Annotated in this window: 23 protein-coding genes; 7 read left to right on the top strand and 16 right to left on the bottom strand. The window is 42.2% G+C overall.

Annotation, left to right across the window (positions count from 1 at the left end):
• Positions 1 to 33 precede the first annotated feature (33 nt).
• Together E2R51_RS11610 and E2R51_RS11615 are read right to left on the bottom strand one after the other, a co-directional pair.
• Positions 34 to 249, bottom strand: coding sequence for a hypothetical protein (locus E2R51_RS11610; protein WP_133377243.1), 216 nt, complete (start codon positions 247 to 249; stop codon positions 34 to 36).
• Between the two features lie 25 nt (positions 250 to 274).
• The gene (locus tag E2R51_RS11615; RefSeq protein WP_133377244.1) at positions 275 to 721 is read right to left on the bottom strand and encodes an ATP-binding protein; all 447 of its coding nucleotides are present in this window, start codon (positions 719 to 721) and stop codon (positions 275 to 277) included.
• Positions 722 to 953: 232 nt separating this feature from the next.
• On the opposite strand from E2R51_RS11615, the gene E2R51_RS11620 reads away from it, so the two are divergent.
• Positions 954 to 1,676 carry a GntR family transcriptional regulator gene (locus E2R51_RS11620; RefSeq protein ID WP_133377245.1) on the top strand — a complete coding sequence of 241 codons (723 nt, stop codon included), beginning with the start codon at positions 954 to 956 and terminating at the stop codon, positions 1,674 to 1,676.
• A gap of 80 nt (positions 1,677 to 1,756) precedes the next feature.
• Here E2R51_RS11620 and E2R51_RS11625 read toward each other — a convergent pair whose 3' ends face one another.
• A complete protein-coding gene (locus E2R51_RS11625; protein WP_133377246.1) occupies positions 1,757 to 2,185 on the bottom strand; it encodes a hypothetical protein in 429 nt (142 codons plus the stop codon).
• Between the two features lie 266 nt (positions 2,186 to 2,451).
• On the opposite strand from E2R51_RS11625, the gene E2R51_RS11630 reads away from it, so the two are divergent.
• Complete coding sequence (locus E2R51_RS11630; RefSeq protein ID WP_133377247.1) at positions 2,452 to 3,942, top strand: peptide MFS transporter; 1,491 nt, start codon at positions 2,452 to 2,454, stop codon at positions 3,940 to 3,942.
• 259 nt (positions 3,943 to 4,201) lie between these two features.
• Here E2R51_RS11630 and E2R51_RS11635 read toward each other — a convergent pair whose 3' ends face one another.
• On the bottom strand, positions 4,202 to 5,848 hold the full coding sequence (locus E2R51_RS11635) for an AMP-binding protein (protein WP_133377248.1): 1,647 nt from the start codon (positions 5,846 to 5,848) through the stop codon (positions 4,202 to 4,204).
• Positions 5,849 to 6,003: 155 nt separating this feature from the next.
• Here E2R51_RS11635 and E2R51_RS11640 point away from each other — a divergent pair, with 155 nt between their 5' ends.
• On the top strand, positions 6,004 to 6,609 hold the full coding sequence (locus E2R51_RS11640; protein WP_133377249.1) for a GNAT family N-acetyltransferase: 606 nt from the start codon (positions 6,004 to 6,006) through the stop codon (positions 6,607 to 6,609).
• 169 nt (positions 6,610 to 6,778) lie between these two features.
• Here E2R51_RS11640 and E2R51_RS11645 read toward each other — a convergent pair whose 3' ends face one another.
• Positions 6,779 to 9,319 carry a DUF2339 domain-containing protein gene (locus tag E2R51_RS11645; protein ID WP_133377250.1) on the bottom strand — a complete coding sequence of 847 codons (2,541 nt, stop codon included), beginning with the start codon at positions 9,317 to 9,319 and terminating at the stop codon, positions 6,779 to 6,781.
• A gap of 186 nt (positions 9,320 to 9,505) precedes the next feature.
• Here E2R51_RS11645 and E2R51_RS11650 point away from each other — a divergent pair, with 186 nt between their 5' ends.
• Entirely contained in the window at positions 9,506 to 10,072 is a 567-nt protein-coding gene (locus tag E2R51_RS11650; protein ID WP_165967210.1) for a hypothetical protein, read from the top strand.
• A gap of 97 nt (positions 10,073 to 10,169) precedes the next feature.
• Positions 10,170 to 11,705: an alpha-amylase gene (amyS, locus tag E2R51_RS11655; RefSeq protein ID WP_133377252.1), complete on the top strand. Its 1,536-nt coding sequence runs from the start codon at positions 10,170 to 10,172 to the stop codon at positions 11,703 to 11,705.
• A gap of 185 nt (positions 11,706 to 11,890) precedes the next feature.
• Here the strand turns inward: amyS and E2R51_RS11660 are convergent, their stop codons facing one another.
• Genes E2R51_RS11660 through E2R51_RS11675 form a run of 4 tightly spaced genes read right to left on the bottom strand, consistent with a single transcriptional unit; the run spans position 11,891 to position 14,787 of the window.
• Complete coding sequence (locus tag E2R51_RS11660; RefSeq protein ID WP_133377253.1) at positions 11,891 to 12,496, bottom strand: class I SAM-dependent methyltransferase; 606 nt, start codon at positions 12,494 to 12,496, stop codon at positions 11,891 to 11,893.
• Between the two features lie 25 nt (positions 12,497 to 12,521).
• On the bottom strand, positions 12,522 to 13,406 hold the full coding sequence (locus E2R51_RS11665) for a YitT family protein (RefSeq protein WP_133377254.1): 885 nt from the start codon (positions 13,404 to 13,406) through the stop codon (positions 12,522 to 12,524).
• The gene (locus tag E2R51_RS11670; protein ID WP_133377255.1) at positions 13,399 to 14,007 is read right to left on the bottom strand and encodes a TetR/AcrR family transcriptional regulator; all 609 of its coding nucleotides are present in this window, start codon (positions 14,005 to 14,007) and stop codon (positions 13,399 to 13,401) included. Before E2R51_RS11670 ends, E2R51_RS11665 begins: the two co-directional genes overlap by 8 nt.
• A 39-nt stretch (positions 14,008 to 14,046) precedes the next feature.
• Entirely contained in the window at positions 14,047 to 14,787 is a 741-nt protein-coding gene (locus E2R51_RS11675) for a GTP pyrophosphokinase (RefSeq protein ID WP_133377256.1), read from the bottom strand.
• A gap of 338 nt (positions 14,788 to 15,125) precedes the next feature.
• Here E2R51_RS11675 and E2R51_RS11680 point away from each other — a divergent pair, with 338 nt between their 5' ends.
• Positions 15,126 to 15,845, top strand: a complete 720-nt coding sequence (locus tag E2R51_RS11680) for a 3-ketoacyl-ACP reductase (RefSeq protein WP_133377257.1) — start codon at positions 15,126 to 15,128, stop codon at positions 15,843 to 15,845.
• A 77-nt stretch (positions 15,846 to 15,922) separates the two neighbouring features.
• On the opposite strand, the gene E2R51_RS11685 is transcribed toward E2R51_RS11680, so the two are convergent.
• The 6 genes from E2R51_RS11685 to melA form a co-directional block, all read right to left on the bottom strand.
• Positions 15,923 to 16,792 carry a DNA/RNA non-specific endonuclease gene (locus E2R51_RS11685; protein WP_240733060.1) on the bottom strand — a complete coding sequence of 290 codons (870 nt, stop codon included), beginning with the start codon at positions 16,790 to 16,792 and terminating at the stop codon, positions 15,923 to 15,925.
• Positions 16,793 to 17,157: 365 nt separating this feature from the next.
• Positions 17,158 to 17,988: a carbohydrate ABC transporter permease gene (locus E2R51_RS11690; protein WP_133377259.1), complete on the bottom strand. Its 831-nt coding sequence runs from the start codon at positions 17,986 to 17,988 to the stop codon at positions 17,158 to 17,160.
• Positions 17,988 to 18,917 carry a carbohydrate ABC transporter permease gene (locus tag E2R51_RS11695; RefSeq protein WP_133377260.1) on the bottom strand — a complete coding sequence of 310 codons (930 nt, stop codon included), beginning with the start codon at positions 18,915 to 18,917 and terminating at the stop codon, positions 17,988 to 17,990. Before E2R51_RS11695 ends, E2R51_RS11690 begins: the two co-directional genes overlap by 1 nt.
• A 66-nt stretch (positions 18,918 to 18,983) precedes the next feature.
• A complete protein-coding gene (locus tag E2R51_RS11700; protein WP_133377261.1) occupies positions 18,984 to 20,237 on the bottom strand; it encodes an ABC transporter substrate-binding protein in 1,254 nt (417 codons plus the stop codon).
• Positions 20,238 to 20,348: 111 nt separating this feature from the next.
• Positions 20,349 to 21,416 carry a LacI family DNA-binding transcriptional regulator gene (locus tag E2R51_RS11705; protein WP_133377262.1) on the bottom strand — a complete coding sequence of 356 codons (1,068 nt, stop codon included), beginning with the start codon at positions 21,414 to 21,416 and terminating at the stop codon, positions 20,349 to 20,351.
• 122 nt (positions 21,417 to 21,538) lie between these two features.
• Positions 21,539 to 22,864, bottom strand: coding sequence for an alpha-glucosidase/alpha-galactosidase (melA, locus tag E2R51_RS11710; protein WP_133377263.1), 1,326 nt, complete (start codon positions 22,862 to 22,864; stop codon positions 21,539 to 21,541).
• Positions 22,865 to 22,993: 129 nt separating this feature from the next.
• On the opposite strand from melA, the gene E2R51_RS11715 reads away from it, so the two are divergent.
• Positions 22,994 to 23,887, top strand: coding sequence for an AraC family transcriptional regulator (locus E2R51_RS11715; protein ID WP_165967211.1), 894 nt, complete (start codon positions 22,994 to 22,996; stop codon positions 23,885 to 23,887).
• A gap of 325 nt (positions 23,888 to 24,212) precedes the next feature.
• Here E2R51_RS11715 and E2R51_RS11720 read toward each other — a convergent pair whose 3' ends face one another.
• Positions 24,213 to 25,199, bottom strand: coding sequence for a quinone oxidoreductase family protein (locus tag E2R51_RS11720; RefSeq protein ID WP_133377265.1), 987 nt, complete (start codon positions 25,197 to 25,199; stop codon positions 24,213 to 24,215).
• Positions 25,200 to 25,220 lie beyond the last annotated feature (21 nt).

A 25,220-nucleotide genomic window follows, 5' to 3' on the forward strand; every position in this document is an offset into this window, starting at 1 on the left:
AAACAAGTGATAGGTTTGGTGCTGCGGTAAAATTTACAGCTTGTCCTCTTTTATGCCGTGCCAGATGACAAAGCTGATCAGAACGGAAATAAAAAAAAGAAAAAGAATGGTGAGGACCCAAATGGAAGATCGCTGAACCAAATAGAGGTGGTGTGTATTAGCAAAGAAAAAGAGAACAGACATATATAATAGTAAATAGACGAGTGCATTTGGTATAACATAAGATAAACGAAGATTTTCCTTTTTCACTTATCAGTTCCCCTTTCAAAAATCCTTAGTCAGCAAAATCAATTGGCAGACATTCCTTTTCTTTTCGGACAACCGCCCTGCCATCAGTGAAGGTGTGCACCGTCTCACTTGCCTGCACAGTCATAATCAGCAGCTCCCCGGTTCCATATCTGACTTTTACGTGATTAAATTCCGGTTCAATCGAAGGGATCGTTTCTTCCAGCACTTTCTTCTTAAATGCTGCTATGTCCAGATGCAGCGGTACACCTAAAATCGTGTTCCTGTATCCCACAACTTTATCTGCAATGCCAAATACTACGCTCCCGCCCCCGCCGTTTGCCATGCATACGGCGTATTGAATCATTTTATTGACATTATCTTCGAGAGCCCGGGTGCTCCATTGTTTAAAATCAAGATCCTGACCTTCAAAATCATCCGCTATATGTGTATCCAGATGGCTGATGAGAAGCATAATTTCCTGTATCGTTTTCATGGCAAGCCCTCCTTCTCGGAATGAATCAGGTGGTACTTTAATTTTACGTCATTTTATTTAGTGTATTACAATCTTTAAAAAGAAGTGTCACTGCCTGATGATCTCTTTTCACCTGTTCGTCTGCAAATTGGTCTAAACATCTATACCTTTATTATGGTAAAGTAAAGCTATCGATAGATATCGGACAAACTAATCTGCTGCTTATCAAACACCAGGAAAGGATGGGTTATACGTGCTAAATAAAAAATCTCCCCTTCCCATGTATGTGCAAATCGAAGAAAATTTAAGAGGGAAAATTCGGGAAGGTTCATTTAAAAAGGGGGATCCGATCCCCTCCGAACGGGAACTCACTGACACATATAAGGTTAGCCGGATGACGGTGCGGCAGGCCATTATGAACCTTGTCAACGAAGGGCTGCTTTACAGGGAAAAAGGCAAAGGCACCTTTGTTTCAGATGAAAAGATCGAGCAGCCGCTGCAGGGTCTTACAAGCTTTACAGAGGATATGCTCTCCCGGGGAATGGAACCCTCCAATGAGTTACTAAGCTTTGAAACGCTCACGCCATCACCGGACATTGCAAACAAGCTGCATATCCAGAACATGGAGGAAGTATATCTGGTTAAACGAATCAGACATGCCGACCGCAGGCCAATGGCGATTGAATCGACTTATATTCCTGTAAAACTCTTTCCTTCACTAACATCAGCGAAAGTGCTCGGCTCGTTTTACCAATATATCCAGGAAGAAGAACAGCTCGCTATTGGAGGGGCGTCTCAGTTTATTGAAGCTGCACTGGCAGATTCCAAGGAGGCTGAACTTCTCCAGATCAATGAGCCTTCAGCTGTTCTCCACATCGAGCGCCTCAGCTATTTAACAACCGGCACACCTTTTGAGGTGGTTCGAAGTACGTATCGTGCTGACCGCTATAAATTCAGCAGCGAAATTAAACGTTAAGCAGGCCTCTGCTCCTGGGATCCACATGTAAAAACGCCTTCCCGACTGAATAACACACTCCGTCGGGAAAGGCGTTTTTATTATTGATTGTAAATCTCCTTATAGGCGATCACTTTCAAGGCTGTAATTTCTTCTTCTGTCAGGTTTTCTTCGAGACTCGCCATTATTTCCTCTTCACTGATATTGCCCGCACGTGCCTTTGATCCAAGCGACTGAAGCTCTGAAACACCTACTTTTCGAATCAAAACACGCGTTGCTTCTTCTTTTGTTGTAAAAGGAAGTGCTTCTTCATCTGCATTTTTGGCGTCTTCTACAAACTGCTGAAGTGCTGGATCGCTTTCAATATAAGCTTTTACTTCATCCATCTGGCCGTTTTCTTCCATCTCCTCTGTCACAGAATCCACGACACGCTCTGAAGCGACATCCGTTCCGACACGGAAGATGGCATAACCTGATAAAGCGATAAGAACCATTACTAATAGGAATAATACAAAAACCTTCTTTTTCATTACCTTCCACTCCTATAAAAAAATGAAGAGCTGCGTTTTATGCTTCTCTGCTCATTATGAACCATATTTTTCAAACTAATCAACGTTCACTTGGACATTTTTCACCCATTCTTATCAAGTGGACCTTTTTACTATTTTGATAAAACAAATACACATATTTTTTCAAAATATAGGAATTTATTTACGATATTTTTCTCCATTAATTCATTATTTATTACATTTTCAAACTATTTGTATTATATTGATATAACAAAGGAGATGACATTATGTCAGGTATAGACAAACAGAAAATAGTGGACAGTGTACCGCAACGAGGATTTTTTGGTCAGCCTCGAGGTCTGTTCACCCTGTTCTTTACGGAATTTTGGGAGCGATTTTCCTATTACGGGATGAGAGCAATCCTTGTTTTTTATATGTATTACGAGGTGTCAAAGGGTGGACTGGGATTAGATGAGTCAACAGCTCTTGCCATCATGTCCATCTACGGCTCATTGGTTTATATGTCGGGTGTCATCGGCGGATGGCTTGCCGACAGACTCTTCGGAACATCCAAGGCGGTCTTTTATGGCGGAATACTGATTATGTTTGGTCATATTGTGCTTGCGATTCCGGGCAGCCTGGCCATGTTTTTTGTATCAATGGTCCTGATTGTTCTTGGGACAGGCTTGCTGAAGCCCAATGTGTCGAGCATTGTTGGAGAAATGTACAGTGAAACAGATAATCGCCGCGATGCCGGCTTTAGTATTTTTTACATGGGGATCAACCTTGGTGCTTTTATTTCTCCATTAATTGTTGGGGAAGTTATGAAGACAAGCTTCCACCTTGGATTTGGTATTGCTGCCATCGGAATGTTTTTCGGGCTCATGGTTTTCATGTTGACCCGGAAAAAGAATCTTGGCCTCGCAGGAACGACTGTGCCAAACCCGATGTCGCCTGCTGAAAAAAAGAAAACCTATACAATTTTCGCACTGAGTGCTGTTGTAATTGGTGCATTGGTCGCAGTTGGAATTCCAATGGGATTTGTGACGTTTGATGTTTTCATCGCACTTGTCGGTATTTTTGGTCTCGCCATACCAACCATTTATTTTGTGGTCATGTACCGCAGTCCAAAAACAACAGCAGTCGAGCGGTCAAGGCTTATTGCCTACATTCCTCTTTTCATTGCCTCGGTGATGTTCTGGGCGATACAGGAGCAGGGATCGACCATTTTGGCCGTGTATGCTGATAAACGTACCAATCTTGAATTTTTAGGGTTGACCATCTCGCCAGCCTGGTTCCAGTCGCTGAATCCGTTGTTTATTATTACGCTGGCGCCTGTTTTTGCCTGGTTCTGGGTTAAGCTTGGCGAACGTCAGCCGACCGTTCCTGTTAAGTTTTCATTGTCACTTTTGCTTGCAGGATTATCCTTCCTTGTGATTCTGGTACCTGGTTATTTTGGAGGCTCAGAAGCGCTGGTAAATCCATTATGGCTCGTACTGAGTTATTTTATTGTCGTGCTGGGTGAACTATGTCTGTCACCAGTCGGGCTGTCCGCTACAACCAAGTTAGCACCGGCTGCCTTTTCTGCTCAAACAATGAGCCTGTGGTTCCTTTCAAATGCAGCAGCTCAAGCGATCAATGCTCAGGTTGTAAAGTTTTATTCTGAAGAAACAGAAATGCTTTACTTTGGAGCAATAGGCGGTATATCGATTGTATTAAGTATTGTGCTCTTTTTAATGGCTCCGAAAATTCAGGGGTATATGAAAGGGTTAAAGTAGGACGTGAAGGAATAAGAAGTGGGCCGGTTGATTTCCGCTGCAGGAGCTCGCTTTCCGCGGGGCGGGGGTGAGCCATCTTCAACGCCCTGCGTTTCAGAGGTCTCACCTCTCCCGCTACATCCCGCAGGAGTCTCGCACCTTCAGCTACAATCAACCTGTGCAACTATCAGAAACTTAGTTTAAAAATAGCTTCTAAAAAAGGAAAATGGCTCTGTTATGCAGAGTCATTTTCCTTTTTCGTTTAAAATGATGAATTTGTTCAGGCCTGTCCGGTTTCAACTTCTGCTTTTTTCACCGACATTTCCCGAAGCAGATACTTTTGGATTTTTCCTGAAGCGGTCATGGGATAGGAATCGACAAATTCAATGTATTTTGGAATTTTATGATGAGAAATTTTTCCTTTGCAATAGTTTCTCAGTTCCTCAGAATCCAGTTGTTCTTTATCTTTCAGAATGATCCATGCCATCAGTTCTTCCCCATACTTCGGATCCGGTACTCCAACCACTTGAACATCCTGAATAGACGGATGCTGATAGAGAAACTCTTCAATCTCCCGCGGATAGACATTTTCTCCACCGCGTATGATCATATCCTTAATCCTTCCTGTAATTTCAATGTATCCATCTTTATCAAAAATTGCGATATCGCCTGTGTGCAGCCAGCCATCTTCATCAATCGCAGCGCGTGTGGCTTCTTCATTTTTGTAATAGCCCTTCATGATCAGATATCCTCTCGTGCAAAGCTCTCCCGGAACGCCTGCCGGGACCTCCTCTCCTGTCACAGGATCAATAATTTTCACCTCGACATGAGGGTGTGGCTTGCCGACAGTAGCTACACGTTTTTCAATGGCATCATGGGATGTGGTCTGTGTGATTACGGGTGATGACTCGGTCTGCCCGTAGCAAATTGTAATTTCATCTGCCCCCATATCGTTAATGACTTTTTTCATCACTTCGATTGGACAGGGAGAGCCAGCCATAATACCGGTTCGAAGAGTTGATGTATCATATTTTGAATAATCAGGGTGATTTAATTCTGCAATAAACATGGTTGGTACGCCGTGCAGCCCTGTACATTTTTCGTCCTGAACCGCCTGCAGCACACGTCCGGGATCAAACTGCTCCAAGAGCACCATCGTTGTTCCGTGGGTAACTGCCGCGAGGGTGCCGAGAACACAGCCAAAACAGTGAAAAAAAGGAACCGGAATACACAGCCTGTCATTTGGCGTCAGATTCATAAAATCACCGATGATCTGGCCGTTATTGACAATATTCATATGAGTCAGCATGACCCCCTTAGGGAATCCTGTCGTGCCAGAAGTATATTGAATATTAATCACATCATCCCAGTGAAGCGCTTTCATTCTTTCGTTCAGTTGTTCCTCCGTAATGGACTCGGCAAGTGCTTCAAATTCGCTCCAGGTGTATATGCCCGAATATTCGTTTTCACTCATAACGATCACCCGTTTTAAAAAGGGAAGCGCTGAGCAGTTCAAGTCACCTTTATTCGAACCAGCCAGTTCCGGACAAATGGAATTAATAATATCTATGTAAGAAGTTCCTTTAAATTCTTCTCCTAAAATAAGTGTCGTAGCATCTGATTGTTCCAGCAAATACGTTAATTCATTTTCCTGGTAATTGGTATTGACGGTGACCAGCACAGCCCCCATCTTACCTGTTGCAAACTGGCTTAAAAGCCATTCCCGTTTATTGTCTGACCAGATCGCAACGTGCTCGCCCTTGGCAATCCCCATCCCCATGAAGGCCCTGGCTAAGCGGTCGGTTTCTTCATCAAACTCCCGGTACGTTTTCCGAATGCCATGCTCCGGATAGACGTATGCTTCTGTTGACGGATTTGCTTTTGCAATCTCCCTGACTACTCCCCCTACTGTCTGGTGCTTTAACATCCTCACATACCCCTTTCAAACTTATCCTGAATAAGGTAATATTATCATAAAATTCAGATTAATAGAGAGGGATCTTGTTGTTTTTGTAAATTAATACAGTTGCAGGGATCGGGATTTATTTAAAATGCTAAGGATTGCTTCTAAGGGGGATAGTTATGACACATAAAACATCGGAAGAATTATTTAAAATAGATTGTGGGGATATTTATCTTCAGGAATTTTCAATTGAAGATGCAGATAATATATACAAAATATCAAATCAATCTGAAATCAGCGAATTCCTGCCAGATTGGAAATCAACAAAAGAACAAAGAATAGATTGGGTCACAAATTACGAAATACCAGCAAATAAATCATTTCTTGATGCTGTTAAAAACACAGCCGATATTGAACAACATTTTTTAAAGCTAGGGGTGTTTATTAAGGCAACAGATGAATTTATTGGCTGGTGTTGTACTGGTATTAAAGAAGAGCTTCCGGCACCGAATAGAGAAATCATGTATGCAATCTCATCTAACTATCACAGGAAAGGCTATGCAACGAAAGCGTCTATCGGGTTAATTAACTACTTGTTTACGAATACAAATGTAGAAACCATTAACGCATTAGCTTTAATTAATAATGTGTCATCAAATAAAGTAATTAAAAAATGTGAGTTCACCCACCAAAATAAATTGACGATAGAGAATAAAATTTATAATCACTATACATTAAATAAGTCAGAGTGGAAGAAAAGCTTAACCTTCCACTCTGCCATTTAGTTATTGGTGAGAGTTAATGACGCTTTGAGGATTGCAGCAGAAGGCGAGACTCCCTCGGGCTGCAGGATGACAGGTGAGACACGGAAGAGCGTTAACTCGAAGTGGCTCACCGCCTGAAGAAGACATTAACCGGTCCTTTATAAAAACTAATTCAGAAACCTCCAGAAGATCAACCCGCTTCTTCTCCCTCCTCAGCTTCTTTCTGACGGCTGGAGACCTTTTGATAGATGTAGGAGATCCCAAGAAGCATGATACCGAAGCAGAAATACGCCACAATTTTACTCGTTTCCGCTAAGAAGATCAGGTCATATAAAAACAGCTTTCCGGTAGTAAGCAGCGTCAGGCCAAGCCCGATTCGACGGATGGATACGTATCGCTTTTTGAATCCGTATAAAATATACCCCACGGCAACCACCAGAAAAACTAAGCTGAATACAAAGCCCACATCCCCGAGCCTAAACTGAACGTTTAAAAATGCTGCCAGAATTCCTAATAGATACACTGACAAAATGGTTGGATACAGCTCATAATTTTTATACTGCCGGAGGATATAAGAAACCAGCAGATCGCGTCCTGTTAAAAAGATCAAAATGTTAAATCCAATTAATATGGCCAGGGCCAGATAATGAACAAAAGTATTTTGATTATAAAACGGCTCTAATGCAGGGATGGTAAAGGTAATGACAAGACCAATAAAGCTTCCAATTGCATACAATGCCAGACAATAGCGGCTAACGACCTCATCATACAGCAGGGTTACTTTTTTAAATACATAGCTCAGTCCAATGGATATAGAGGCAATCATAAGCCATTTATAAAAACCGAAATGGCTGAAAGAAACCGGAACCCATTCGTTGTAGCGATAGGTGCTTTCATAAAGTAAATAGATCCATATATTCGCAAGGGTAAAATATTTTAATCCAAGGATGAAAGTAGGAAATCCTTTAAATAAATAGGTGCTGTCTTTTTTCGTCTGATCCAGCACATAATAGACCGTTACCAGCACCAGTCCTGCCATTATCATAAAGTACTTGAAGTTGAAGTATGGCGATATTTGGTATGCTAATGTCAGGTTATTCACGATTTCCATTAAGAAAGTAAACAGGGTCAAGCTGAAAATAACCCAGCCTGCTTTTTCAAGAAGTGCAAGCTTATAACGGTTTGCATAAAGCATAATAACGACACTTTCAACCAGCCAGCCCAGAGCAAGCCACTCAACGCCAAATTGAAACGGAATAATTAAAACCGCAAAGGTAATGGAGGTACCATAAAACAGCACCATCGTTCCCTTTTCCCTGCTTATCGTCCTCTCGACGAATCTGCCTAAGCCGAAATAGAGAACACAGAAAGCCAAAGCCAGAAGGCCTCTAAAATCCTCCCACTGCAGGGCATTAAATAAAGAATACATAACCAGGCAGCTGATAAATGTATTAAATGCCAACAAGGTGACATCCAGCCACTTTAAAGCCACCTTATGTTTAAATGGATAGCCAATGGTAACGATCAAGTAAAGAGAAAATGTCAAAACAGAATACAGCATGCTTACCCCATTGCTCGGCGAAATAACAAGAAGAACGAGCAGTGATGGGATATTACATAAAAAACTTATATAATGAACGACACTCCACTGTTTTTGGAATGAAATCCAGAGAATAGATAAATTAAGGATCAGAATATACGCCATGGCAGCATATACTGCCGCGCCATTAATCCCAAAGGCAAATAAGTACGAGTAAAATGGGATGTATCCGCCGATCAGGCCAAATGAAATAATGGTTCTGGAATGATAGCGAAGCGAAAGGACAACAGCAGCTGCGGTTACGATAACCGATAAGCCCAATGCCGCTGCCAGTCCGATGATTTCGAGCAGAAAATAACAAAAGAAAATGGAACCATATAAAACCGACACCCCGCCTCCTATCAATCCCAAAGCGAAGGTCTGCTTGTTTTTCCGGTAAAGCCATTCACCGCCGGCAAGCATGAGAAGGCCCAGCACAAAAAACATGCCGCCTTTAATATAGTCATTAAACCAATTCGTATAGGAATGCCTGAACGCTGCCGCCACACCGAAGATAATCAGCAAAATCCCAAGCTTATTGATCCAGTTTAAGCCGATTTTCATTTCAATTTGATTTTGTTTCACTCTTTTTTGAATGACTTCCTCGGTCAGCTCTTCTGCAGCCAGTTCATCATAACGTTCAGAAAAACCCTCAAGCATCATCTCTTCCCGCTTAGCCAGATGAGCGCGTTCAGTTTTAATGCTTTCATTTATTTCAATGGACAGCGCTTCAATCTTATTCAAAAGCGACTGCTTTTCCTCCCGAAATGCTTTATTGGTTCGTTCCTTTAACCCCATGATCTCTCTTTTGGACTCATCCTCGAGAATTTTAAGCCGGTTTTGTTCAGGGTTTATTTTATTTCCGAAGTAGGTATGTATTTTTTGTTTAGAAACTTTTAAAATCGATAATTTCTCGTCCAGCATCTGCTCCTGCAGGGCGTAACGCAGCTTTTGGTTTTCCATTTCCAGCTGCCGATGCTTTTCATTTAAGTCATGCAGCTTTTGCCGAAACTCACTGTCACTTTTCCGAAGCAGCTGATTTTCCTTGAGCATATCATTGGATTCATACTCTTTTATTGCAGCATCAAATTCTTTAGCAAGCTTTGCCTGCTCCATTCGCATTTTAATAAGCTGTTCCTTTAAATCTTCCACCTGCGTCCCTCCTAAAACATGCATCTAATGACTGATTAATTCACTGATTCAAGTGTACTATATATACAGGTTAAAAAAGCTATAATTTAACACTAATAGTTTCTTTTTACTTTTATCATATTGGAATTCGACTCGCATTATTCTGCTCTGCTACACTTAAAATAGAGATTGAAAGGGAGTGACATGATGGTGTGGTTTCAGCGTTTGTCTCAATTCTTTTATCGTTATGGAAATGTCTATACATTATTGATTGCCCTCGTTTTATTTGCTGTTTTCATCGGGGTCGTGCTGCCTGCTGAAAGCGAAAAATCAGCCCAGCAAACCGGCAGCAGCCGTTCTCCGGACACTGCTCTGTTTTACCAAGCAGATGAGCTGTATTCCATCGCTGAAGAATATGGAGAAGAAGGACGTTCTGCCTATGTGAAAGCCCGTTACACATTCGATATCGCCTGGCCTTTAGCCTATACTTTTTTTCTGACTGCAGCCCTTTCATTTTTCTTAAGAAGCATGCCCGCTTCAAGATGGAAGCTTCTCAACCTGCTCCCGGCAGCCGGCATGGCCCTTGATTTTTTAGAGAATACGGGTACTTCCATCGTCATGCTCCGGTTTCCATCCGAAACGCCGGTGATTGCTCACATTACTCCTTTTTTCACTTTGTTTAAGTGGCTGAGCATCTATGCAAGCTTCGGATTATTGGTTGTGGCGTTTATTTATTGGGTGGTGTACAGCATCAAGAAAAGAAGAAAAAAATAACGGATGGTATTTACAGGAATTCAACCGACTTTCTTAAATTAAATGGTTTATAATGGGACTATAAAGCGCTCCCATTCTATTCCAAGGGGTTGAATATATGGAAGGGAAAAAACTGGTTGAAATCAAACGCACGGCCGTTATCATTCTCCTGATTCTATCTTTCTGTCAGCCCATACAAGCTGCCACGCAGCAAAATAAGACCATGATGCAGTATTTTGAATGGTACCTTCCAAATGACGGCCTGCACTGGAACCGGATGGCGACGGATGCTTCGGCATTAACCGAGCTAGGCATTACGGCTCTGTGGATCCCGCCCCCCTATAAGGGCCTGTCTCAATTCGATGTTGGCTATGGCGCTTATGATTTATACGATTTGGGCGAGTTTAACCAAAAAGGAATGTATCGAACCAAATATGGTACACGGTTTCAGCTTGAATCTGCTATTGCGGCGCTGCATAACCGGGGGATTGAAATATACGGGGACGCAGTCATGAATCATAAAGGCGGTGCTGACTACCTGGAACAGGTCGATGCCATTGAAGTAGATGCTTTTAATCGAACGAGAGAGCTGGCAGAATATCCGATTTCAGCGTTTACTGGCTTTGATTTTAAAGGGAGAAATGGACAGCATTCCTCATTTAAATGGAATTGGACTCATTTTGACGGCACGGACTGGGATCAGTCTACAACACGCCAGCGCATCTATAAATTTAAAGATAAGGCGTGGGATACAGAGGTCTCCGCTGAATATGGAAACTATGATTACCTGATGTTTGCTGATCTGGATTTTGACCATCCTGATGTAGCGGAAGAAATGAAAAGTTGGGGCAATTGGTATGCTGAAACCCTGCAACTGGATGGTTTTCGGATCGATGCAGTAAAGCATATTAAACATGATTTTCTCGCCAGCTGGCTGGAAGACGTGCGTCAGGACTCTGAAAATGAGCTTTATGCTGTAGCTGAATATTGGCAGGATGACCTGGCAATTCTCGACAATTACTTAGCTAAAACCAATTACTCACATGCTGTTTTTGATGTGCCTTTGCACTATAATTTCCATCAGGCCTCCAACAGCTATGGGCAGTTTGATATGAGAACCATTTTGAATGGAACCGTGGTGGAAAAGCACCCCGCTCTTGCTGTCACACTGGTTGATAATCATGATTCACAGCCGGGCCAGTCACTTGAGTCCACTGTGGCACCCTGGTTCAAGCCATTGGCTTATGCGATTATTATGACTCGCGACCAGGGTTATCCAACTTTGTTTTACGGAGATTACTACGGTACTAAAGGGACCACCAACAGGGAGATTCCCAACTTATCCTCCCAGCTCAATCCTATATTAACTGCCCGTAAAGAGCTGGCTTATGGCAGACAGCATGACTTCCTGGATCATCAGGATGTGATTGGGTGGACAAGAGAAGGGGTTGAGGATCTGCCAAATTCGGGTCTTGCGACGATTTTGACCGATGGGGCGGGCGGGTCCAAATGGATGTATGCAGGCAGAAGCAATGCCGGGGAAGTATGGGTTGATAAAACAGGCAATATTGATCGGTCTGTATCCATAAATGCAGATGGCTGGGGAGAGTTTTTCGTTAACGGCGGGTCTGTTTCTATTTATGGGGAAGAATAAACGAAAAAAGCTTAGGACAAAACAGTATCATAATTTTAAATGTGGTGGTTGATTTCCACTGCTGGCACTCGCTTTCCGTGGGGCTCACCGTCCGCCCCGCGGAAAGCCTCCGTCTGCAGCGGAAATGAACCGGCCCCCATTTTAAGACTTTCAATATACCTTCGCTACCTCATATTATTCTCAGACTATCCCAAACGGTAAATTAAAAACCGTTCATTTTCGTTTTTCTCATAGAGGCCAGGTACCTTAACCTCCATTAAGAGATTAAAGGCTGTTTGATCGTTTAGATATTGCAGATATTCTGCTGTAGGATAATAAAGAATAATGTCGATGGGACGCGGCTCTTTTTCATTGGATATGATGATATTATTCATCACCCTGATAAAGAGCTGAATGGAAAACGGATTAAAAAAATAAAATTTATTCTGAGCTGACTCTACTTGGTATTCCTCTGCCAGACATCGTTCAAATCGAATGTTTGCTTCAGCGTTTTTTCTTTTGGCGAGGTAGCTTGCCTGATTTTCAAGCGCCTCCTGATATAAGTGGCCGCTTGCTTCAATTCCAGTAACGGACAAGCCTGTTCGGTGATGAAGAAAAAAAGATACCCTCCCTTTCCCGCAGCCGTAATCCACTAATTCATCTTTTTTTGACAACGTATATTCCCTGCACAGCGCTTCAAGCGCTTCGTAGGGTGTGGCCTCATATTGATTTTGATGGACGCTGCTGCTTAACACATGCAATCCGTTTGTAGGATTAATTCTCAGCAGTCTGTCATATTCGTGATCATTCATTAGCTGGTCTCCTTACATTCTTAGATCAATGAATGTCTTTTTTCTTAAATCTCCCGCCGCGCACCTCTGTAATGTCCGCGACCGCCAAAAAGGCCGTGGGATCCAGTTCATCTACAAGAGACTTCAGCTTTGCTTCTTCCAGTCTGGTGACGATGCAAAACACCACTTTTTTTGTATCACCCGAGTAAGCTCCCTCACCGTGAAAATAGGTAACGCCTCTTCCAAGCCTTGCATTGATGGCATCTCCAATTTCCTGGTATTCGTCGCTGATAATCCAGGCTGATTTTGACTGTTCCATTCCCTGTACGACGGCGTCAATTGATTTAGAGGCAACAACATACGCCAGTATGGAATACATCGCACGGTCCCAGCTAAACACAAACCCTGCCGCACTTAAAATAAACAGGTTAAAGAACATCACAATTTCGCCTACTGAGAACGGCACTTTTTTATTAATTAAGATTGCCAATATTTCCGTGCCATCCAACGCACCGCCGTAGCGGATCACAAGGCCAATCCCAAGTCCAAGTACCATACCGCCAAAAAAGGTGGCCAGCAGAATGTCATCTGTAAAAGCAGGTACGGGATGCAGCAGCACAGTAAAGATTGATAGCAGCAAGATGCCAAATGTAGTAGATACTGCAAAGGTTTTACCAATTTGTTTGTATCCGATATAGACAAATGGAAGGTTCAATACAAAGAGAACAATTCCAAGTTTTAATCCGGTAATGTGCGAGAGCATGATGGAGATACCGGTAATTCCGCCATCAATAACCTGGTTTGGAACCAGAAAGATTTCAAGCCCAACGGCCATTAATAAAGCCCCGATGCTGATGGCTATTCCCCGTTTAACGATGGCCGCAGGGGATAATTTACTATGTTTTATTTTCTTATGAGTGTCGTTATTCATTTCGGCAAAGACCTTTCTTCAATAGATGAATTTCCATTTGATAATTGTTTAGCGCTTCTTCAAAAGACAAATCACGCGAAAATTTCTCAACAATGCTGTGAAAGGTCACCGCAATGACAATTTGCAGAAGATGATACAGCTCTTTATCATTCTCGGCATTGAGTTTATCCTTATTGATTAACGCCGTCATTTTTTTGAAATTCTCTGTCCGGTCGCTGTCATTGATCATTCCGGCAAAGGAGTTTTCTATTTTATGTGTCATATTTAAAAAAGCATTTTTTAAAAAGTTGCTGTCGTCCTCATTTTGAAGAACGGATGTAAATAAAGTAATCATGGAATCAAACAGGTCGCCATTATTCTTAGCCAGCGACAGTATAAAATCTGATTTTCTTTGTTTCGTTTGTTCATTTAACAGATAAAAGAATACGTCCTCTTTATCTTCAAAATACTGATAAAAGCTCCCGCGGGAGATGCCGGCGGATTTAATAATATTTGATATTGAGGCTTCCGATAAAGGAGCTCTGGAAAATTCCTTTTTTGCTGAGGCAATTAATGTTTGTTTTTTATCTTCTGATAAATTATAAAATGTCAGTTTTGGCAAAACAATGTCTCCCTTGCTCGTTTACGTAGTGTCTATTCATTATTTTACAATTCCTGTGCTGAAAAAGTCAGGAGGAAGGAAGAAACGTTCCTTATCAATTAACAGCTCCTGCAAATCCTCTTCCGTGCTGACGGTATCTTTAAACTGATTCATTTCTTTTTGAATGCCTTCCATTTTTTGATCCAGCTGTGCCGCTGAAATGGCGGCTTCCTTCAGCTCGTCAACTAATTTCTGAGGAACATCTTTATTATATTTGTAATAGATTTTGTGCTCTAAGCTCGCCCAAAAATCCATGGCAATCGTTCTGATTTGAACTTCAACACAGACATTTTCCACTCTGTCGGACATAAATACAGGAACCTCCAATAAAAGATGCAGGCTCTGGTAACCATTCGGTTTAGGACTTTTAATATAATCTTTCACTTCACATACCTTAATGTCCTGCTGGTTTTGCAGCATATTGCTCAGCTCGTAAATATCAGAAATAAAAGAACAGGTAATGCGTATTCCCGCTATATCTTTAATGTTTTCCTTAATTTTCGGCAAGGTAAATGGGTACCCTTTTTTATGCACTTTTTTAATGATGCTTTCAGGTGATTTGATTCGTGAACTGACATGCTCAATTGGATTGTAATCATGAATGTAATGGAATTCCTGTTTTAGAATATCAATCTTTGTGTTTAATTCAGCTAACGCGAACTTATACATCATCATAAACCGGACCAGCTCATTTTTTAGTTCTTTCATTTGTTTACCACTGCTTACTTCTTTTACTCCCATTTTTCCGTTCCTCTCTCTGAAGACTCTATATGACACGGCTTGGTTTAGTGACAGGCCTTTTACATAAAGACGCATTAACTCCCTGCTTTTGTAATTCCAATGTAAGTTTTTTCAGTCGATCCAAATAAGAAAACTCTTTTTGCATCCTTTTCACCTCTGTTGTGACACTGTGTCACATGTCTATGTTCTTATTCTATATGACAGAGTGTCATATGTCAACCAAAAAGTGACACCGTGTCACTTTAATGGCATCCTGCAAAAAAGCACCCCTATGTTTTCTCCGCCTAATAATGGTGAATAAACATAAGGCAGAGTAAAAATAGAAAGGATGATAATACATGCAATCCCTAAAAGGTAAAAAAGTTTTAATTACAGGCGGAAGCCGTGGAATTGGAGGCGCAACAGCGATTGCACTTGCAAAGGAAGGGGCTGAACTTGGCCTGATCGCCCGATCGGAGGAAAGCTTTGATTCGATTCGAGGTGAACTGACAGAAATCGGGGCAGTCTTTGCCGTTGCTGCAGCAGATGTTTCACGTGAAACAATGGTTCAGCAGGCAGTGACAAAACTGGAGCAGGAACTCGGTTCATTCGACGTTATTATTAATAATGCAGGAGTAGGCGTTTACGGATCATTTATGGAGCTTACAACAGATGAGTGGAGAAAAGTTCTTGATACAAACGTGATGGGGATTGTGCATGTAACTAAAGCTGCCCTTCCAGGCATGATTGAGAAAAACCGCGGAGATATTATTAATATTTCTTCTATGTCCGGTCTTAAAGGGACGGAAGGATCAAGTGCTTACAGCGCATCAAAATTTGCCGTCATTGGAATGAGCGAATCACTCATGCAGGAAGTCCGCCGCAATAATATCCGGGTAAGTGTTTTAACACCAAGTCTGGTGGAAACAGACCTGACACGCGGAAATAATTCGAACGACCGAAATCCTGAGAAATTTATGCAGGCAGAAGATGTCGCTGAATACATTGTTAGTTTACTGAAGCTTGAACAGCGGACATTTATTAAGACCTCTCAACTTTGGGGAACAAACCCGTTTTAAATGATTAAAGGGTACGGCATAAAGGGAATTCCCCCTGCCGTACCCCTTTTTATTTTTATGGTGTTTTACACTAATCATTAGATGCTTTTGCGCTTTAAGATTAAATCACTTGCAGTGCGCAGCTTATTAAATTCCGGCGCAGCAATTCCCGCCCTGATGGTCATGCTGGAAGATCGATAGAATAAAGGATTGGTCTGATAGAGTCTGTCTTCGAATTCAATCCCCGTTAAGTCACTGACTGTCCGTAATGGAACCTGGTAGCTTTCAAGATTTTCCAATGTGCTTCCGACGTTGTCTGTCCAAAATTCATCCTGCTTTACGATAAAGGCTGCAGAGTGCAGTGTATTGGAAGAATCAGCATAAAACATTGCTTTCCAAAAGCCTGCTGGAATCTTTATACCACAACCCGGCTTTTGACCGGTGCCGCAATATTCCTGATCATTCCCGGTGAAAATAGGACCGGTGAAAATGGAAAGTTTATTTTGAACATTATCTTCGTTATTCAGCATCCACTCTTCTATTTCATTCCAAATCCCCTGATTTATTTGGGCGTTTTGCAGGACAATATTTGCCCAGCAGAATGAATCATAATTTCCTTTTACTGCTTCTTCCATACTTCCCCAGCACACATCTCTTCTTCTGACCATATGTCCGCGATCCCAGTTATTATTTCGGTACAGTTCGTTTCCAACTTGGTTTTCCTGGCCGATGCGCAAGTCAAAATGCCAATCTGAATTTCCCCTGGTCACTTCCTTCATTAAATTCCGGTCCACATTATTCGCCCCATAAATTAGAAAACGGCGGCTTTTATTCATGACAATGGAAAAATGCATAAAAGGGAATTGCTGACCTTCATTCAGTGCCTGCATTGCAGTTTCACCAGTCAGATTTGGCAACGGCACGCTGTTGTCCCCGCCTAAAAAGTCTGTATCAAAGCCTTCACTCACAGCTCTCCGCCTCCTTTGACTCACCCGTTTCATTATTTAACAGGCTGTATACTAAATTCTACATAGTGAGCAGCGACTCCTTTGTCGTAATCGAAACTTTACATTCATATGTCAATTTCCAGTATATCTATCACCTGCTTTCAATTCTGACCAATATTAAACTTTAAATGAAAAATGACCCTGTGTTTGAACAGAGTCATTTTTCTATTTACAAATTATAAAACACTTAGGTTAATTGTAGCGGAAGGCGGGACTCCTGCGGGATGAAGCGGGACAGGTGAGACCCCGCAGAGCTGCAAGCTCGAGGAGGCTCACCGCACGCCCCGCGGAAAGCCTCGCCTGCAGCGGAAATTAACCGGTCTCCTTTACCCCTTCACACTTCCCGCTGCTAGTCCTTCAATAAAGAACCGCTGTAAGAATAGGAATACGATGATCATTGGCAATGAAGCCAATAAAGCCGCTGCTGCAACCAGGTTTAGCTGGCTGCCGTTTTGTCCAAAGAAGCTTGCAAGAACCACAGTCAGCGTTTGAACACTTGAATCCTGCAGGAAGAAGATGGCAAATTGATAATCGTTCCAAATATAAACAGAGGAGATAATGAGCACAGTTGCAGTAATCGGCTTTAAAAGAGGGAAAATAATTTTAAAGAAGATCTTCAGTGTGCTTGCTCCATCAATTTTCGCCGCTTCCTCAAGCTCTTTTGGAATGGTCGACCGAATAAATCCAGCATAAAGGAAAATAGTTAATGGCAGAAAAGCCGCAACATTATTTAATACCGCTACTATATGTGTATTCATTAATCCAAAATTTACGACAAGGCGATATAACGGTACAAGAGCAGTTAAAGGAGGAATAACCATGACTCCTACAAACAGGATATATACAAATTTATTGAGCTTTGTCGTTCTTCTGGCCAAAGCATAAGCAGCCATCGATCCAAAAAGGATAAGAAGTACAGCCGCAGAAAATGTAATGATCGCTGTATTGGTAAAGGCATTGGCAAGTCCAGCCTGCTCCCAGGCCAGCGCAAAGTTCTCCAGGTTAAAATAATCCGGAAACGACCATTTTGAAGTAAAATCACCCATTTGTTTTAATGAATTCGTAAGCAGGATGTAAAATGGAATAAGGTGAAATGCTGTAATAACAAGAGCCAGACCAGTAAGCAGCCACTTTTTACTTGAAGATTGCCGATTCATTATGCCTCAACCTCTTTTCGTTTAAAGTAAATTAGTGCCGACATACTGATAATCAATATAATAAGAGCCATCAGTACACCCTGTGTTGCTGCATAACCTGCATCCTGTCTTGCAAAGTACAAGTTGTACATAAAGGTGGACATCGATTGAGATGCGTTGCCTGGACCGCCATTTGTTAACGCGACAATCACATCAAATAATTTCAGTCCCCCGATAATATTCAGTACGATATTAATCGTAATGGAAGGCATCAATAGCGGCAGGGTAACCGCCTTGAATTTTTGCCATGCAGACGCACCATCAATATTTGCTGCTTCATAGTAATCTTTTGAAATACTTTGAAGACCTGCAAGGTAAATAATCATGGCGATGCCGACAAACTGAAATGTGTTAACGAACACAATGATGTATGGATTAACTGCTGGATCACTTAGAACGTTGATTGGTTCCATGCCGAACAGTATAAAAATGTCATTGAGCGCCCCGCCATTATAAGCAAAGAAGAAATACCATATGTAACCCATAATGAGCGGACTGATGATGACCGGAAGATAAATAATTGTCCGGGTTAGAGTGCGTACTTTTAAATGATGATTGAGCAATAATGCGTATCCTAGTCCAATGATATTTTGCAATATTGTACTGCCGATACCATATAGCAATGTATTTTTTACGACCAGCCATGTATCAGGGTCAGCAAACATCCTTTTATATTGGTCAAATCCAATATAATCGTAAGCCTGAGAGAAACCGTTCCAATTGGTAAAAGATATTCGAATCCCATCAAGGAATGGAAAAATAATAAATAGAAATACGATCAGCACACTTGGCAGGTACATCCACCACAATGAAGAATCTCCGCGCTTTTTTCTTTTTCTCTTACTTTCAGTTTTTGCTCTAACCGAACCCTTCGTCAGCGTTTGAACCATTTCCTCAACCCCTTTGCTGCATGATGGAAGGAAAAGAAGCTGTTCATGCTTCTCTTCCTCCTGCTGTTATTCGCTTCTCAAACGAGTGTATTCCTGGGACATCTTGTCTGAAACCTGCTCCGGTGTAAGGGTGCCGGCAACTAATTCCTGACCGGTTGCGCCCATAGGATCCCACATGCCGCTTGGAAGATAGAGACGGTCAAAGTAGGGCTGGATCTGTGTACCTTCGTACTGCTTATAAAATTCTGCGAAATAGTTATCGGCTTCTACATCTGTTAAAGCGTCCGGCAGAGAAGTTCCTTCAGCAAACTTTTTAGCGACCTCCGGCTGTGCGATGTATTCAATGAATTGCTTTGCTTCTTCTTTGTATTCAGAATTATTGGCTACGGCAAGAGTATGACGCTCTCCGCCAATCCAGCTTGGAGAATCTCCTTCATGGATAGGCGGCACTGGCATTGTGCCCATCTGCACATCCGGATTCAGACCCGTTACTTCACGTCCCACTGAACCGTTCAGCATGACAAAAGCCACTTTATTTTGTGCCAGCAGTTCAGGGCCCATGGTTACTTGTGCCGTTAGCACATCTTTATTTAAAAGTTCTTTATCATTCATTTCCTTTAACTTTTCTGCCAGATACGTATAGTTGGACCAATCAAATGAACCGTCCAGCAGTTCCTCTTCATAACTGTTTTCTTCATCTGTAATCAGAAGCGGTGTAGCAAACTGATCAAAATATTGGCCGAATTGACTTTTATCTGCACCGCCCAGCCAAAGTGGGACGACTTCTCCATTGCTTTTTTCTTTTACTTCTTCAAGCGCTGCTATAAATTCATCAAACGTAGCAGGGACTTCAATGCCATATTCATCAAGCAGTGTTTTATTGTAAGACACCCCGTCCAGCGCCTGATTAATCGGATACGCATGGAGCTTCCCATCTTCATCTGTCAAAATAGGTTCCATTGCAGGGTCAAGCCTTGATGCCCAGTCCATGCTGCTTAAATCCTCTGTGTATTCACTGTACCGGCTTGTTGCCCAGCCATGTGTATCGAATAGGTCCGGCAGATCATTCGCTGCCATTTTGACACGGGCAAGATCTTCATAGCCATCACTCGGATAAGAGTCTTCGATATCAATGTCCGGATTTTCCTTTTCAAAATCCTTTACGATTTCCTTAAAGATATCCTGATCCGCTTTTGTAGTAGCTGTAGACATAAGCGTTAATTTAACTTGTCCTTCACCGCCGCTGCCGCTGCCCCCGCAGCCGGCAATAGCCATCATTGCTGAAATAGATAGGACCGATATACCAATAGTCTTTTTCATTGTTTTTCCCCCTGTCTTAAGATGGTTTAATTTAATGGTGAATTACATCTGAAAAGCTTTTATTATGTTTTCCCTCTGCAGTCTCCCACCTTCAGCTACAATCAACGGTTTTTAACACATCTGAGCTTTTAAAGATCCACAGCTTTCACGGATGACCAATTTTGATGGGACCATGACCTTCACGGGTATAGTTCTTCCTTCTAACCGGTCAATCATCAGTTTGACACTCAGCCGCCCCATATCCTCTGTTGGAATTTTCACAGTAGTCAGCGGCGGTGAAGTGAAATTAGCCATTTCAATATCATTAAAGCTGACAATGGCAACGTCTTCCGGAATCCTTATTTTAGATTCCTGCAGTGCTCTTAATGCCCCAATTGCCATAGAGTCGCTGCCAATAAAAAATGCTTCCGGCAGATCGCCTTTTGCGATTGCCTGCTTCATTAAATCGTATCCCGATTGAATCGAATACTCCTTAATAAACATCAAATTCTCATCATACAGCTTGCGTTGTTTCATCTTGCTTTCGTAGATGCTTTTGCGTGCATCCAATGAATAGTTCTTTTTTATAACCTGAATGTCTTCAATCGATATTTTCTCTTTTCCGCCGAGATAGCCAATCCTGCTGTACCCGGCTTCGATCAAATGATCCATCGCCAAACTCGCTGCTTTTTCGTAATCAAAAATAATAGAATCGTATTGATCATCGTGAGAATCCTGATTGATAAGTACAATATTGCTGTTGTATTGGTTAATTGATTTCAAGATATGAAAATCCATTCGCCCGATGATAATTAATCCGTCCAGTTCACAAAATTCCTTTTGCCAGGCTGGCAAATTCTGAAGCCGAATCAGCTTTAGCGAATCAATTCCCCTGGTTGAACATTCTTTTTCAATTCCTTCACGGATCGACAGCCAATACGGATCATTTGCTTCTTCTTCTTTTGATTGGAGCAGGATCATGCCCAGTTTTATTCGTTCTTTGTTCGCCGCTTCTTTCAGCTGAATCATGCTTTGCTTGCGCCTGCTTTTAAGCGTCTGATAATTAAGCTCTTTTGCCGTCTCAAAGATTTTTTCCTTGGTGACAGGTGAGGCAGAAAGCGTATCATCATGATTCAAAACTCTTGAAACAGTAGCTGCTGAAACATTTACCCTCACAGCAATATCTCTGATCGTTGCCATTTCATCGCCTCCAAGACATGTAGTAAAGTTTACGTTCCAAAATGATTAATCCAGGAGGTAAAGCGCTTACAATTATTTTTTCAACCGGGGTTCCCAGCCCCGTTTTTTACTATCAGACAGTATTACTGTCTGATAGCCTGCTTCTCTTTTGAATATCCGGGCAGCATCTCCCCGTGGGCTTCTATTAATTCATCACACATATTAATGATGTCATCCATTGAAAGCTCAGCGGATGTATGCGGGTCAAGCATTGCAGCCTGATAAATTTTTTCGGTTGATTTGGTAATGGCAGCTTCGATTGTTACCAGCTGTGTGTTGATATTCGTACGGTTCAGCGCCGCAAGCTGCTCAGGTAATTCCCCCATATAAGCAGGTGTAACACCATTGCGGTTTGCAATACAAGGCACCTCTACCACTGCTTTTTCAGGAAGATTTGCAATCAGTCCTCCGGTATTGACGACATTCCCGCCAAACACAAAGGGTACATTTGTTTCCATTGCTTCAATGATGCGGGAGCCGTATTCTTTTGATCGTTCATGGGTTAAATTCTGCTCATGTAAAAGCTCTTCCTTTGTTTTCAGCCAATTTTCAATCTGTTCTTCGCATCGGCGAGGATATTCATCAAGCGGAATATTAAAACGTTCAATTAATTCCGGATATTTATCTTTAATGAAATAAGGATGGTATTCAGCATTGTGTTCAGAAGATTCAGTTATATAAAAACCGAATTTGTCCATCAATTCATAACGGACCATGTCATGGTGCTTTGTTTTTTGTTTTTCCTTTGCTCTTTTCTTAATTTCAGGATAAAGATCTTTGCCATTTGATTTAATTTCAAGCAGCCAGGCCATATGATTAATCCCTGCAATGCGCTCTTCAATATTTTCATGCGGAATTTCAAGATCCTTCAGTAAATCACTGGTGCAAACCTGGACACTGTGGCACAAGCCAACCATTTTTACATTGGTGTAACGGGATACAGCTCCGGTTAATGTAGCCATCGGATTAGTGTAATTCAGCAGCCAGGCATTCGGACAAACCTCTTCCATATCCTTGGCAATATCAAGCATAACTGGAATGGTGCGAAGTGCTCGAAACAGTCCGCCAATGCCGGTGGTATCCGCAATCGTCTGACGCAGGCCGTACTTTTTCGGAATGTCAAAATCAATAACCGTACTCGGCTTGTAGCCCCCTACCTGGATTGCGTTAATCACGTAGCTGGCACCGCCGAGAGCTTCTTTACGATTCGTGTAGGTTTTAATCGTGACCCCCGCACAGAGTGTTTTCTTTAAAGCATTTAAGAGCACTTCGGATTCAGAAAGACGGTTTAAATCAATATCAAACAAGGCAAACTCAAACTCCTGCAGCGCAGGTGACAGCATGCAGTCCCCTAGTACGTTTTTTGTAAAAATCGTGCTTCCTGCTCCGATAAAAGTGATTTTTTTCATTTACGTTCCTCCAATAAATTTTTAGTTGATTATTTACTAAAATTTAATTAATGTAATTCTTATACCACATCATACAGCGCTTTCATTTACTAAACAATGGTAAATAAAATCGGAAAGAAGGGTAATATATTGCTTTATGGATCGAATGAAACTCATGACAGCTTCGTCTATCACATTTCAAAGGAACCCTTAACAGAAGCGGTGCGTATTACGTCTATTGGCATGGAAAAAAGAACCTCCACCGATTATTATTGGGACGGCCGCATGCGTCAAAATGATGCAAACACCTGCATTTTCCAATACACGATCAGCGGTTATGGTGAATTTCAGGCTGGAGAAAAAACATACAGCGTTAAACCCGGCGAAGCCTTCATCGTGAAAGTGCCGGGCGAGCATTGCTATTATCTTCCGGAGGCAAGCCCTGAGTGGGAATTTATATTTATAACCCTGGAAGGTTCGAAAGCTCAAGCATGCTGGGATCAAATGATTGACCAGTTTGGAATGGTGGTTAAGATAGACGCCAATGAACCGCTTATCTTTACTCTCCAGAAAATTTATCAATTTGCCTTAAAGGAAGGCATAGAGGACACATTTATCTCCTCAGCCCACGGCTATGAGTTCATTATGGAATTTTACCGCTATTCAAAAGGCCTTGGCAGCTCAAGCACACAGCTGCCTGATGACATCCGTTCAGCTGTGCATTTTATTGAAACTCATTATGACCAGCCGCTGTCACTTGAAGATATAACTGAACGCGCTGCTCTATCAAAGTACTATTTCACAAACAAATTCCAAAAACATTTAAAAACAACTCCCATTCAGTTTCTTGCTAAAACAAGGGTGAAAAGAGCAATGGAGTTATTGATTACCACCAATAAATCGATTCAGGATATTGCGGTGGAAACAGGATATACAAATGCTAACTATTTTAGTAAAGTTTTCAGGAAAATGATCGGCATGTCACCTGACAGCTTTAGAAAAGATAAGAAGATGGTCGACTTTCAGCATGTTATTATTGATTGATATACTTCTAAAACTGGGACAAAACTAAAAAAATGTTCACACGAAAAACAATCGTGAAAACATTTTTTATCTGTGCAGAATTATTATCTTTTTTGATTACACAATAAGAGATTGAAAGTGTAGGTCCATTGGAGCGGAAGGCGGCGACTCCTGCGGGACGCAGCGGGAAAGGTGAGACTCTGAAGATGCGCAGCATCAAAGAGGCTCACCCCCGCCCCGCGGAAAGCGCCGCCTGCAGCGGAAATGGACCGGTCTCCTTTAAAACATTTCCCATTTGTCTGGATATGACTGTTCTTTACAATTTCATGTTTATAAAAAAACGCTTTTACCCCTGTTTCCCCGGTTCTAAAATAAGCTTTCCTTTTGTTTTCCGCGACTGCATAAGCTCATGGACCTGTGAGGCGTTTTCCAGGTTATGAACCTCCCCGATCGTAAGCGTCAGCTTCCCTTCAGTCACGTAACGAAGCAACTCCGTTAAGCTTGGTTTCAGAAGCTCCGGCTTTCTCATAATTTGCGGCAGGAAAAAACCGATGACGGATTGGTTCCGAGCCATAAGAGAGGAAGGGTTAAACTTGCTTTGCTCCCCGCTTGCCACCCCATAAACGACCAGCCTGCCAAACGTTGCAAGGCATTTAAGTGTTTTATAGAAAACATCTCCTCCCGCCATTTCCAGCGCAAGATGAACTCCCTTTCCGCCGGTTGCTTCCAACACTTCTTGTTCCCAGCCTTCGTGTGTATAATTGACCAGCACGTCAGCACCCATTTCTTTGGCCAGCTGAAGCTTTTCATCGGTGCTTGCTGTAGCAATGACTTTTCCCGCTCCAAATAATTTAGCAAGCTGAACAGCGATCGTGCCAACACCCCCTGCAGCTGCATGGATCAGTACACTTTCTCCCTGTTCAATCCGCCCCATTGTTTTTAGAATATGATAGGCACTCAATCCCTGTAATGGCAAAGCAGCTGCCTGTTGAAAATCAAGTTCATCCGGAATCGGAATGATTGAACGGCAATCAGCAATGGCATACTCTGCGTATCCGCCAGATTCGATTAATGAAACCACCCGGGTGCCTGGCTTTATATGCGCCGCATCGCTTCCTGATTCAATGACGATCCCGGCCACCTCTGCTCCCGGGATAAAAGGAAGGGGTGTCGGAACCACATATTGACCTTCCCGCCTTGCTGTGTCTGCATAATTAACACCTGCAGCCTGAATTTCAATCAGCACTTCATGTCCTTTGGGTACCGGTTTTTCCATTTCCACAACACTTAGAACCTCCGGGCCGCCATATTCCTTCAGCTGAATCGCTTTCATCTTTTTTCCTCCTGTCGCTTT

The sequence above is a fragment of the Jeotgalibacillus sp. S-D1 genome (assembly GCF_004358665.1).
In the GTDB taxonomy this organism is placed as follows: Bacteria; Bacillota; Bacilli; order Bacillales; family Jeotgalibacillaceae; genus Jeotgalibacillus.